The organism is Pseudomonas sp. F007 (assembly GCF_057814275.1).
On the sequence record NZ_JBVATA010000005.1, the window covers coordinates 179,874 to 192,374 of the forward strand.

At 55.0% G+C, this 12,501-nt stretch carries 9 protein-coding genes and 2 pseudogenes; 6 read left to right on the forward strand and 5 right to left on the reverse strand.

The genetic code is table 11. The features are described 5' to 3' along the window. Positions 1-94 precede the first annotated feature (94 nt). Positions 95-589, reverse strand: a complete 495-nt coding sequence (locus ACZYR5_RS13690) for a DsbA family protein (protein ID WP_489090504.1) — start codon at positions 587-589, stop codon at positions 95-97. Between ACZYR5_RS13690 and ACZYR5_RS13695 the strand changes: the two are divergent. Further along, positions 482-2,902, forward strand: a pseudogene (locus ACZYR5_RS13695) (ATP-dependent Clp protease ATP-binding subunit); the annotation flags it as partial. The gene ACZYR5_RS13690 and the pseudogene ACZYR5_RS13695 overlap by 108 nt on opposite strands. A gap of 224 nt (positions 2,903-3,126) precedes the next feature. Here the strand turns inward: ACZYR5_RS13695 and ACZYR5_RS13700 are convergent. Continuing rightward, positions 3,127-3,909 carry an APH(3') family aminoglycoside O-phosphotransferase gene (locus ACZYR5_RS13700; protein ID WP_489090505.1) on the reverse strand — a complete coding sequence of 261 codons (783 nt, stop codon included), beginning with the start codon at positions 3,907-3,909 and terminating at the stop codon, positions 3,127-3,129. Positions 3,910-4,204: 295 nt separating this feature from the next. Here ACZYR5_RS13700 and ACZYR5_RS13705 point away from each other — a divergent pair, with 295 nt between their 5' ends. The 4 genes and pseudogenes from ACZYR5_RS13705 (at position 4,205) to ACZYR5_RS13720 (ending at position 8,111) form a co-directional block, all read left to right on the forward strand. Further along, complete coding sequence (locus ACZYR5_RS13705; protein WP_489090506.1) at positions 4,205-4,372, forward strand: DUF2256 domain-containing protein; 168 nt, start codon at positions 4,205-4,207, stop codon at positions 4,370-4,372. A gap of 429 nt (positions 4,373-4,801) precedes the next feature. After that, a pseudogene (gene potE, locus ACZYR5_RS13710) lies at positions 4,802-6,142 on the forward strand (putrescine-ornithine antiporter). A 46-nt stretch (positions 6,143-6,188) separates the two neighbouring features. Continuing rightward, the gene (locus ACZYR5_RS13715) at positions 6,189-7,097 is read left to right on the forward strand and encodes an amino acid ABC transporter substrate-binding protein (protein ID WP_489090507.1); all 909 of its coding nucleotides are present in this window, start codon (positions 6,189-6,191) and stop codon (positions 7,095-7,097) included. Positions 7,098-7,367: 270 nt separating this feature from the next. Beyond that, positions 7,368-8,111: a helix-turn-helix domain-containing protein gene (locus ACZYR5_RS13720; RefSeq protein WP_489090508.1), complete on the forward strand. Its 744-nt coding sequence runs from the start codon at positions 7,368-7,370 to the stop codon at positions 8,109-8,111. Positions 8,112-8,150: 39 nt separating this feature from the next. On the opposite strand, the gene ACZYR5_RS13725 is transcribed toward ACZYR5_RS13720, so the two are convergent. The 3 genes from ACZYR5_RS13725 to ACZYR5_RS13735 form a co-directional block, all read right to left on the reverse strand. Continuing rightward, positions 8,151-9,563 (reverse strand): MBL fold metallo-hydrolase RNA specificity domain-containing protein, encoded by a 1,413-nt coding sequence (locus tag ACZYR5_RS13725; RefSeq protein ID WP_489090509.1) that lies wholly within the window; start codon positions 9,561-9,563, stop codon positions 8,151-8,153. A gap of 107 nt (positions 9,564-9,670) precedes the next feature. After that, the gene (locus ACZYR5_RS13730) at positions 9,671-10,582 is read right to left on the reverse strand and encodes a universal stress protein (protein WP_489090510.1); all 912 of its coding nucleotides are present in this window, start codon (positions 10,580-10,582) and stop codon (positions 9,671-9,673) included. 187 nt (positions 10,583-10,769) lie between these two features. Beyond that, entirely contained in the window at positions 10,770-11,675 is a 906-nt protein-coding gene (locus ACZYR5_RS13735; protein ID WP_489090511.1) for a universal stress protein, read from the reverse strand. Between the two features lie 224 nt (positions 11,676-11,899). Between ACZYR5_RS13735 and ACZYR5_RS13740 the strand changes: the two genes are divergently transcribed. Beyond that, positions 11,900-12,463 carry a GNAT family N-acetyltransferase gene (locus ACZYR5_RS13740; protein ID WP_489090512.1) on the forward strand — a complete coding sequence of 188 codons (564 nt, stop codon included), beginning with the start codon at positions 11,900-11,902 and terminating at the stop codon, positions 12,461-12,463. The last annotated feature ends 38 nt before the right edge of the window (positions 12,464-12,501 follow it).

Consider the following 12,501-nt stretch of genomic DNA (forward strand, 5'->3'; position numbering starts at 1 on the left):
CTCCGTGTGCACCTCTTTGATGTAGAAGGAATCTAACGTTGGTTCGTCCTCGGTTCCGGTGTGGTTGATGCCAGGCCTATGTCACTGTCTCGCATTATCCACGCACTAACAAAAGTTCAATCACCTGACGCATCTCGGTGAACTCGGGAGCCCCGTCATAACGAAGCCCATCAATGTAAAACGCTGGGGTGCCATTCACGCCGCTGCGTACGCCGCCATTAAAATCAGACTTTATTTTGGGCACGTAAGTACCGTCTTGCATTGCAAGATAGAGTTCTTCGTCGGAGAGGCCGTGTTTTAGAGCGATGGCCCGAAACAGCGGCAGGCCCAATCGATCCTGATTTTCATACAATTCGTCGTGAGCCTCCCAGAAGAATCCTCGACTCCCGGCAAACTCAGCGGTGACAGCTGCAGCCATCGCATGGGGGTGAGCGGTGGTCAGTGGAAAGTTACGGAATACGAACAGCAAGTCATCGCAAAAATGCTGTTGCAGATTCTTGACCATCCAATATGCTTCACCGCAATAGGGACATTGCTCAAGGAGCTGAAGCTCTCTGGGGAAGAGATCAAAGGCTACATTGATCAACATGCGCAAAGAGGCACGGCGCAGACCCAGTCCCCGGTGGATCAGATGAGCATCTCGCCACGCCTGAAGAAAGTTTTCAATTCTGCGTTCCAGGCATCTCGTGATTTAGGACACTCATACGTTGGACCGGAGCATTTGTTGATCGGGCTTGCCTCGGTACCGGAAAGTATTGCCGGGACATTGCTGAAAAAATACGGCGTAACGCCTGAAGCCTTGCGGCAGAAGGTGGTCAAGGTGGTGGGTAAGGGCGCCGAGGATGGGCGAGTCGACACCCCGACGGGAACACCGACACTCGACAAGTTCGGTCGCGACCTGACGTCATTGGCGCGTGAGGGCAAACTGGATCCCGTACTGGGGCGTGCGCAGGAAATCGAAAATACCATTGAGGTGCTGGCGCGGCGCAGGAAGAACAATCCGGTCCTGATTGGCGAACCTGGCGTCGGTAAAACGGCCATCGTTGAAGGGCTTGCACAGCGAATAGTGAAGGGCGATGTCCCTGAGATCCTGCGTGGCAGACGGCTTGTTGAAGTCAACCTGAACTCAATGGTTGCGGGCTCCAAATACCGTGGTGAATTTGAGGAGCGAGCCAAGCAACTGCTTGATGAGGTCACCGCGAAAAGCTCGGAGCTTATTCTGTTCATCGACGAGTTACATACGATCGTTGGCGCGGGGCAGGGTGGTGAGGAGGGCGGTCTGGACATTGCCAACGTGCTGAAACCCGCATTGGCGCGCGGGGAGCTGAGTTTGATCGGTGCGACGACACTCAATGAGTATCAAAAACACATCGAAAAAGACGCGGCGCTTGAACGACGTTTTCAGCCTGTGCTGATATCCGAGCCCACCGTAGAACAGACCATCATTATCCTGCGGGGGCTGCGCGACAAGCTTGAGGCTCACCATCAGGTCACATTCGCCGATGAAGCATTTGTGGCGGCAGCAGAGCTGTCGGATCGTTACATCACCTCACGCTTTCTACCGGATAAAGCCATTGACCTGATCGACCAGGCAGCCGCCCGCGTTCGAATCAGTTCGTCCTCACGGCCAGCCAGCATTCAGGAGCTGGAAGCCGAAATCACGCAACTTAAACGTGAACAGGATTATGCATCCTCGCGCAAACGTTTTGATGAATCCAAAGGATTCGAAGAGCGCATTGGTCAAAAACAAACGAAACTGGGAGAGGAAACTGAAGCCTGGCAGCGCAAGACAGGCTCCGAAACCCTTGAGGTCACCCTGGAGTCAATTGCCGAGGTGCTGTCCCGACTCACCGGAATTCCCGTGACCGAGCTTACGCAGGAAGAGCGTCAAAAACTGTTGAATATGGAAGACGCTTTGCGTAGTCGGCTGGTCGGACAGGAAGATGCTGTGCTCGCGGTCAGCGATGCCGTTCGGCTGTCTCGAGCCGGCCTTGGCCAAGCCAACAGGCCTATTGCCACGTTTCTCTTCCTGGGTCCTACGGGCGTCGGCAAAACCGAACTTGCCAAAGCGTTGGCGGAAACGGTGTTTGGTGACGAGCAATCGATCATTCGTATTGATATGTCGGAGTACATGGAGCGTCATGCGGTTGCTCGGTTGATCGGTGCGCCACCCGGTTATGTGGGATACGACGAAGGCGGTCAGTTAACAGAGCGTGTCCGTCGCAAGCCCTATAGTGTGATTCTGCTCGACGAGATCGAGAAGGCGCATCCGGATGTCAGCAACGTATTGCTGCAGGTATTCGACGACGGGCGTCTCACGGACGGCAAGGGAAGGGTTGTGGACTTCAGCAATACGATCATCATTGCCACCAGTAACCTGGGTTCTCCCGTCATCATGGAGAACCTTCAGCGCCCCGAAGGTGAGCGCCTTACGGATAAAGCGTTACGTGATGAATTGATGGGGGTCTTGAAAGGGCATTTCCGTCCCGAATTCCTGAACCGTATCGATGACATCATCGTGTTCCACGCTCTGACCCGCGACGACATCCGATCGATTGTGACCATTCAGCTTGATCGGGTCATTCGAACCGCAGCGGCACAGAACATCACCGTGAAGATTGGTGGTTCACTCATTGATCATCTGGCGGATGTTGGTTATCAGCCTGAGTTTGGCGCACGCGAGTTGAAACGTCAGATTCGTCAGTTGGTCGAAACGCACCTTGCGAAGGAGATGCTCGCCGGCAAGCTGGAAGCCGGCGACAGTGTCGAGCTGGTTTATGACAAGGCGCGTAGCGCCGTGATCTTCAATAAAGCGGGAGTGGGTACGCCAAAAACCACCGAAAACAGTAGTCCTCCGCAACCGCCAGATAATCTGGCACCGACTGCACAGACTGGGACTTAGCCTCACCACAGTGACGTAGCACTGGGAGTGCGCCTGTCGACCATCACATGCCCACCTCGCACAGAGGTGGGCAGCCACTTCTTGTAGAAGGCAATTCTGACATGGTTCATGATTTAACATAATATACATTATGCGAAGTATCCTGTATTCCCGCCAGGGTCAGCCCAAGTCAGATTTCAACCTGTGACAACCCAGTCCCACCCCGATTCCCTCCGAACGCAAATCTAAAACAACTCATCCAACTGCTCAAAGAATTCTCGCCTCGCTGATTCATCACACTCACCCAATCCTTCAAGGAAAATCTCTGCGGCGTTTTGTGAGATGTCTTCGCTCAAGTTGCGATGGATAAATGCAATATCCAGCCAACGGTCTGCGATGCCGCCGCGCCCCAGGTCGATGAAATGCAGTTGGTCTTTGGCATCGACGAAGACATTGGCGTCGCACAGATCGCCGTGACTGAATACCGGTTGCTCATTGGGCATTGTGGCGCGTAGATGAGACATGAGGAGTTCGGGGGTATTCAGGTTTGGCCATTGGTTGAGGTCGTGTTCTTTGGCGTGCAGGTCATGTGCGAGCAAATACTGGAGTTCTGTCAGGCGTACGGTAGCGCTGCTGTCGAATGGGCAATCAGCGATGGACACCGCTTGCATTTGCCTCAGCGCTTCGCGAAACAACTCCAGGGCCACGGCTGGATTGTGCAGGCGATTTCCGATCGGCTCGCCTGGTACGCATCGCGTGATCATGAATTCGCTCTGGTCGGTGTCGGCAACGACAACAACCTCCGGGACGTCTAATCGCCCATCCAGCCATTGCAGGACACGGGCTTCGCGCAAGACGCTGTAAGTCGTGGGCGCGAAGGTTGCAGCGCTGGTTTTGAGAAAGAAGCGTTCACTGCCACGGTCGAAGCTGAAAACACTCGCAGGCGATTCACCTATTTCGTCGGCTATAAGTGCGGAGTAGCCAATGAAACGTGCAATTTCTATGGGTAATTTACTTGATCTATTCATACGTATTGGCGCTGTACCCTGCCCTTTATCTATCCATCCTAGTTATAACTCAACTAAACAACCATTTAGTTGAGTTATTTAGGGGCGCCCAGTTCAGGACGATGACTTGGTGTGACCTCCCCTATTGTGATGGTTTTATAAATGATTACGCATTCCTTTCTCGCTGACTTTTACGCAGCAATGAGCGCATGGGCATGGTCTATAAAAACCTCGATCGTATGACTGAATCGAAGCAGCAAGCGCTCTGGAAACGGGGCCAGAAACTGCTCGCCAAACTTGATGCTGGGGAGTTGTTTTGAAAAAGAGTGAACTGCCCGTAAAGGCGTGTGCGGTCTGCGGATTGCCTTTCGCCTGGCGCAAGAAATGGGCGCGCTGTTGGGCTGAAGTGCGCTACTGCTCGCAGCGTTGCCAAAGGCGCAGAAGCAGCGGACGCCATGTCATCCCCCCCCCAACTGCTGGATGAACTCGAAACCCTTCACGAAAACCAGCTCGCGCCTGCCGGCGCTATTGGGTCGATAGCGATGCGGATTGATCAAAGGGAGATCCACAAGCGTTTCCAGTACCGCTCGTGGCGTAGTTCACCAGCCTGCGACCGACGCTGGTAAAAGTCATTCCAAGTGAATAGTTGGGGATTGGCGCGATGGTGGGTTCGGACCTCGAGGCCTGGCCACAATCGTGTTCGGTGTCAGGGTCCTGGAATATCCGTTAAACGCGTACGGCGATGTGTACTATTTTATTGAGTGTTGTACTCCATGGTCTGAGTGCCAATCCTGGGTTGCTCGGCTGGCCAATCGTTAAATTGACAATTGTCAGATAGACCGCTTGCTACCGAGGTAGCGTACTTCGTAGATGAGCATTGCAAGCTTACTTTGATCAGACCAAGGAGTATGTGATGGCCGACTCGAACAAAAAAATGAGCCTCATGGGACTGACCACCCTGGTGACCGTGAACATGATGGGGTCAGGCATCATCCTGTTACCCACGAGCATGGCCCAACTGGGTGCCGTGTCGTTGTTGTCATGGGTTGTGACCGCTATCGGCTCCATGGCAATCGCCTACTGTTTCTCCCAGTGCGGAATCTTCTGCCCGCGACCGGGTGGTTTGTCTGCCTATACCGAAGAAGCGCACGCCAAGTCCGGTTTTTTCCTATGCTCGTACCTTTATTTTCTTTCGCTGGCGATTGCCAATGTGGCCGTCGCGATCTCCGCGGTTGGCTACATGACGGCTTTTTTCCCCTGGCTCGGAAGTGGCGCCGTGCCGCTGTTTGTCGGTACGGTCAGCTTGCTCTGGTTGACCACCGTAGCCAACTTTGGTGGGCCGGGCATTACCGGGAGGATCGGAGCAATTACCGTTTGGGGCGTCATCATTCCGGTCGCAGGCTTGAGCATTATCGGCTGGTACTAGTTCAAACCTGATGTTTTTGCCGCCGCCTGGAACCCGAACAACCTGCCGATCCAGGATGCCATCAGCAAGGCCATACCCTTGACGTTGTGGGCCTTCCTCGGCATGGAGTCGGCCGCGCAGGCGTCCGACGCCGTCGACAATCCCAAACATACGGTGCCGTTGGCTTGCTTGCTGGGTACGTTGGGTGCGGCGATTGTCTATGTACTGTCGACCACTGTCATTCAAGGCATCATCCCAAATACCGAACTGGCCAATTCATCGGCGCCCTTTGCACTGGTCTACGCACGGATGTTCAACCCCGCTGTCGGCAATATCATCATGGTGCTGGCCGTTATGGCCTGCGTCGGCTCACTGCTGGGCTGGCAGTTCACCTTGGCCCAGACTGCAAAAATGACCGCGGATCAACGGATGTTTCCGTCAGTCTTCAGCAAGATCAGCAAACGAGACGCCCCTATTTTCGGAATGATTGTGTGCGCAGTGCTCCAGAGCCTGATGGCGCTGTCGACCATTTCACCTGATGCAAGTACTCAGTTTGCAAAACTTGTCAATCTGGCTGCAGTGACCAACTTGATACCCTACGTGACGGCCGCGACCGGCCTGTTGGTCATGATGTACAAAGCTCGCGTCAGCACCAGCGTATATGTACGCAATACGCTTTTGTTACTGATTGCCGTAGCCTATTCACTTTACGCCCTCTTCGCCTGTGGTAAGGATGCAGTGTTCGGTGGCGCCATAGTCCTGGCATTCGGCTTTCTACTCTACGGTTTCCTCGCCAGACGTTTTGTTCAGGAGGAGCCATCTTCGAGAGAAACAACGGGTCAAGCGTAACGTTAACTTCAGGGTTCATCGGTGGCTGAAATCGGGGTCTCAGGATATGAATATAAAAACTGTCACCATTGTTCCTTTTCTGGTTGCCAGCCTTCTGATGATGGGGACGCCATTCGCCTCCGCTAAAACTCTGGAACGCGTCGAAGCGAGCAATACCTTGACCCTCGGCTATGTGCCTGACTTTGCACCCTTCAGTCTGAAATCCGGCGACACCGCCAGTGGCTACGCCATTGAACTGTGTTTGAAAATCACCGAAAAACTCAAGGCCCGGTTACAGCTCCCTGAGTTGCAGGTGCACTACATGCCCGTAAGGCTCGATGAAATCATCGATGCGGTCAGTTCGGGCAAAGTTGACATACTGTGTACACCGACGCCCCCTACCCTGTCACGACGCAAATCCGTCAGTTATTCCGTACCGATCTACACGGCAGGACTCTCGTCGGTGGTCCGCCAGGATGCACCGGAAGGGTTGTTTAATGTGCTCAATGGCAAGGTTGCACGTACCGGCCCGACCTGGCGGGCAACCATCAACGGTGGGTTGGCGAGTGCAACGTTCGCTACCGTTGCGGGTGGAGTCACCGAAACCTGGATTCGTCAGAAGATGCAATCACTGGGGATGATGTCAAGACTGGTCACTGTAGAGAATACAGACGCTGGATTGAAACTGGTCAGCAAAGGCAAAGCCGATGTGTTCTTTGCTGAACGCATGTTACTGCGCCAACGACTGAGCACACGGAGCGCCTCCGAAAATCTGATCTTGCTCGACCGTATATTTGAATACGCACCGACTGCGATGGCCCTCGACCGAGATGACGAAGATTTCCGCTTGTTCGTCGATACCGCGCTCAGCGAGATGTACCGTTCAGGCGAAATCGAACAGGCCTATAAAAAACACCTTGGGGGCATGAGCGAGGAGGAAAAACGATTGATCAATATCTACGCTATTCCCGAGTGAATTAAACGACCGTTCACGGCGTTTCGGGATAATTACAACGCTCTTAATACGCAATGAACTCCCCGTTTGGCCAAGCAGGTTTAACACTTTCCGTGGAATATCCCCTGTGCGGGAGCACAGAGAACGAATGACACTTATTTTCAAAAATTGCACTACTCTCCCACCTTTGATTATTAGCTTCGATTGTTAATTCCCAAATGTTGTCAGACGCCGCTTATCGGCGGCATTGGCGGACTATACTTGCTTTCACCCTCGAGTCGGTGCGCAAAAATGAATGATTCCAACTCGAATCAAACGCACCACCTCAAAGCTGCTTGTTCTAATTGCAGCGTTATAGAATTGTGCTTGCCCATTGGGCTGACAGGTCAAGAAATAGCGCAATTGGATACGCTGATCGTCCAGCGTTTCAGGGTCAGAAAAGGCGCCGCACTTTACCGCACAGGCGACCCATTGCGCTCGTTGTACGCTGTACGGATCGGCTCATTTAAAACCAGTGTGCTGTCTATCGATGGTCGTGAGCAGGTGACGGGGTTTCAGATCCCAGGGGAGATGCTCGGACTGGACGCTATTTGCAGCGATCAACACGCGTGCAATGCCATAGCCTTGGAGGACAGCGAGGTCTGCCCCATCCATTTCGCGCACCTCGAAAAACTTGCCCGAGAGTTACCTTCGCTTCAGCACAACTTGAACAAGATTTTGAGTCGGGAGATCGTGCGTGATCACGAGATGCTGATGATGCTGGGTAATATGAACTCGGACGAACGCCTTGCGGCATTCCTGCTTAATTTTTCGCAGCGACTGAGTATCCGTGGCTATTCATCCAGTCAATTTGTACTGAAAATGCGTCGAGAGGAAATCGGTTCCTATTTAGGACTTCGTTTGGAAACGATCTGTCGCGGTATCGCCCATCTGCGTGATCAAGGATGGGTGGAGTTCAACGGACGCGAGGTGACTATCCACGATTATGAGGGACTCAAGCAGTTGGTCTTCGGCTGCCATCGCCACATTCGTTGATGTTCGAATTTGACATGACTGGATCAGTCGTCATCTTCATCAAAGCGACGGCGCCTGCTCGGGTAAGCGTGGAGCACAAACGGTGAGATCAACGCTCGGGAGCTCGACACTATTGCGATACTCCGGCACCGACACCGACCACCCTAACTCCAGGCTGATGCGTCGGCGCAGCACATCCGACGCGTTAGGCTCGCCATGGACGACAAAGGTATGTTTCGGCGGTCGTTTGAACCCACGCAGCCACTGCATGATTTCATCAGCGTCGGCGTGTGCGGACAGCGTTTGCATCGGCACCACCTCGGCACGGATCGGTACATCCTCGCCGTGGATTCGCACCGAACGCACGCCCGCAACTATTTGCGCTCCACGGGTGCCACCGGCCTGAAAACCGGGCATCAGCAGGGTGTTACTCGGATTGGGCGCCAGTGCCTTGAGGTGATGGACCACCCGCCCACCTGTCGCCATGCCGCTGGCGGCAATAATCACCGCGGGGGTGCGTAGCTGATCAAGCGCTCTCGATTCATCGACCGTGTTTACGAATTGCGCCACATGGCACATGCCTTCGCAGTCTTGCGCAGATAATCTGTGCTCGCTCCGGAAACGTTGGTACAACCGCGTGACATCGGTGGCCATTGGACTGTTCAGGTAGATGGGAATATCGGGGATCACCCGTTTGCACTTCAACTGATACAGGTGATACATCAGCAGTTGAGCGCGCCCAACCGCGAAAGATGGCACGAGGGTAATTCCTTGGCGCAGTGCCGTGCGGGTGATAACGTCGGCCAATTGCGTCTCTGGCACCTCGACCGGATGTAGCCGATCACCGTAGGTAGACTCCACCAGCAGATAGTCTGCTTGCTCGACCCTTTCGGGAGCCAACAGCAATGGATCGTCCGGCCGGCCCAAATCCCCTGAAAACACCAGGGCCAGGCCGTCGGCTTTCACTTCCACGGTGGCCGCCCCCAAAATATGCCCGGCGCCACGAAACAGAATGGTCATGTCCGGAAGTATTTTAACGCTGCGGTGCAGTTCCACCGGACACAACAGTTTCAGTGCCTGGCTGGCGTCTTGCTCGGTATAAAGCGGCAGCGCCGGGTGATGCTTCGAGACGCCATGCCGGTTGGCGAACTCAGTTTCCTCTTCCTGCAGGCGACCACTGTCCAACAGCAGGATTTTCACCAACTCACAGGTAGCGGGCGTGGCATACACCGGGCCGCGATAACCATTGCGCACCAGAACGGGCAAATAGCCGCTGTGATCAAGATGGGCATGGGTCAGCACTATGGCATCCAGAGCGCTGACTGGAAGCTGAAATGGATCGCGATTGTGCAGCCGCAATTGCTTGTAGCCCTGGAACAGACCGCAATCAACCAGCACATGTTGGCTGCCATGCTCCAACAGATACTTGCTACCCGTGACCGTACCTGCGGCACCTAGAAATGTGATTCGCATGGCCTTTGACCTTGATCATTCAGAGGAACGTTATTGATTGCTCCTTACGGCTCTGGGTCAGTTGATTTTTATCAACTGTAGGTGCGATAGCACCTCTTCCAACCGAATCAGCGCAGAGGTTTGACGATCATCAAACTGCACGGCGCCCGGTTCAGCAGGCTCTCGACGGTATCGCCAATCAGTCGTGCAGGCGTGTGATGATAAACCGTGCCCAGCACCACCATGTCGAAGGCATGCTGCTGTGCAAACAACCCAATGACCTTGTGAGGAATACCCGTCAGCAGATGTCGATGTGCATCCTTGACGCAATAGCGCTCGGCAAGCACATCGAAAGCCTCTTGCTGAGTGTCTTCGATCGCAGCCCTCAAACTGTCATCAAGGCTGCCCGTCGGCACACTCATCAGTACACCACTGATCTCTGACCAACGACTGACATTAAGCAGGTGCAACTCGGCGCCGCAACTGGCCGCCAGGGTCGAAGCCAGATCGACCAGTCGGTCATTCAAACCCTGTGTGAGCTCCTCAAGATGGGACAAATCGATCGCCGCCAGGATTTTCAAGGGCTTGGGGTTTCTGGCACTGGTCACGAAATGCAGATGCGTCGGACACTCGCGCAGCAGGCGCCAGTCCAGAGGGCGGTGAAAGGCTCGGTCGAGTGATGGCACGTAATGGGTGTCCTTGATCACCAGGTCCGGATTGAAGTCACTCACATAATCCAGCAGGTTGGTCAGGCTCGACTTGGCCCAGACCACTTCGGTGCTCACGCGCAGCCCGCCGCATCGATAAAAACGTGCCTGCTGCTCCAGCCAATGACGATGCACTTGCAAATAACCTTCTCGGGCCTTGGCCATCGCGTCGTGATCCAGCAGCCCGGCTACCGCCAATGCCTGAACATAATCGAATGCGACAATGTGCAACAACGCACCGGTTGCACATGCCAGGGCACGTGCACGCTCAAACGCCGGGGTATGGGTCATTTCGCTTGGAGCGAACAATAGAATGCGTTTGAGCTTGAGCATCACGCACCTCGCCCTGGGGCCTGTCTGCCCGTTGATTATTGGGTGAACAGACGAGGGAAAATCTGACTTTTATCAACGAATCAACCGCTGTCGGCAATGGCAGGACTCCGGCGCTCTGCTGGCCCACGCATCAGCTTCGCGTTGGTCTACTCCTTCATGGTGCACGCCGGTAAATGGGGTCGCTTGATCAGCGATTGGCCCTTACCGCCAGAATGCTGCCGGGCACTGAGTACAGCGCTCGTTCTGTGTTGCTACCGATCAGTCGGTCAACACCGGTGCGGTGCACCGTGCCCATCACCACGACATCGGCCAGGTACTGCTCGACGAACTCACTGAGTACCGGCACCGGCAGCCCCATGACGAAATGCCGGCGCTCGGGTGGTACGCCATATCGCAGCGCCAATTCAACAAACGCCTGATGCAACGATTGCCGCAACTGCTCGACCAGGTCCACGCCCCAACCGCCAACAGCCAATGGTGCGTCGCCATTGAAAACGGGCGTTAAATCACAGGCGTACAGCAGGTGTAACGGTGCATCGCATTGCAGGGCCAAGGCGTTCGCCGTCTGAATAATGGTGTCGTTCAATCCGCTGATATGTGTCGAAGGGTCGAACGGGTCGACTGCTGCGACAACCCTGTGAGGCAGGCTGTATCGGACTTGGTTGACCAGGTGCACAGGGACCGGGCATTCACGCAACAAGTGGCAATCAAGGGGGGTAATGAACACCCGCTTCAGCACGGGTTCAAGGGTGACATCCTTGATCAGCAGATCGGGCTTGAGATCCTCGACCGTCTTCAAAATGTCCAACAGTGGATGGGTCGTCAAGATGGCTTTAACCGTGGCCTGCAGCCCCAGGTCGCTGAGCCGGTCCAACTCCTCGGCCTCCCAGCGGCGATAGCGCCGCAAGTAGCGCTGTTGCTCTGCCTCGTCGATCTGGTCTTGCCATAAATGCACCACCGGCACCGGTTCGACAAAGGCCCGCACGTCCAGCACGGCCCCGGTCGTCCTGGCCAATGCGACCGCGCGCAGCTGGGCAGGAGACTGATGCAGGGTTGGGTCAGCAATAAGCAGAAATCGTTGATAGTGGCCCATCACACACCTCCGTTCGTCTCCGGTCATACCGTGCCGGGATGGTTGAAGACTGCGCGCCTTTATCCGCAGCGGTTTGATTTACATCAAGTACGGGTCAACCCGTGTTGCAGGCACAACTGTCTGATCCAGATCAGATCAGGGCGCCGACAACGGTGTAGAAAAGCAATCACACGTGGCACTTTTGCCCCGTCCTCGGCTTGCCAACCACACGGGAGGAGTCCCTCATGCTTACCGCCAAAGACCACAATGATCGGGCCGCGGCCGCGTACACCGCGGTCACTGGGCAACATTGGATTGAAGCGCTCAAGGACGGTCGCCACGTGCTGATTCGGCCGCTGGCGCAAAAGGACCGCGACCGTGAATATGCCTTCATCAAACGGCTATCCGCCGAATCCCGACACATGCGTTTTCTCGCGCAGATCAACGAACCCGCGGCTGCGATGCTCAATCAGTTGATGGACACTGACAATAAACGGCGTGTGGCCTATATCGCCCTGGTCCATGACAACGGGCGACTGATCGAGATTGGTATCAGCCGTTACGCAGCCACCGGCGAGCACAAGTGCGAATGTGCCGTGACGGTCGCCGATGAATGGACCCACCTGGGGCTGGGTACACTCCTGATGGAACACCTGATCAAAGCGGCCCGAAAAAACGGCTTTCACCAGATGTACTCGGTGGACGCCTCCAGCAACGCGCGGATGCGTGATCTGGCCAAGGCATTGGGTTTCGACGCGCACAACGATCCCGACGACAGTCATCAGGTCATTCACCGGCTTGCCTTGTAAAAAGTCGCCCCGCGATGTTCCGGCCATTGGCTCATCAC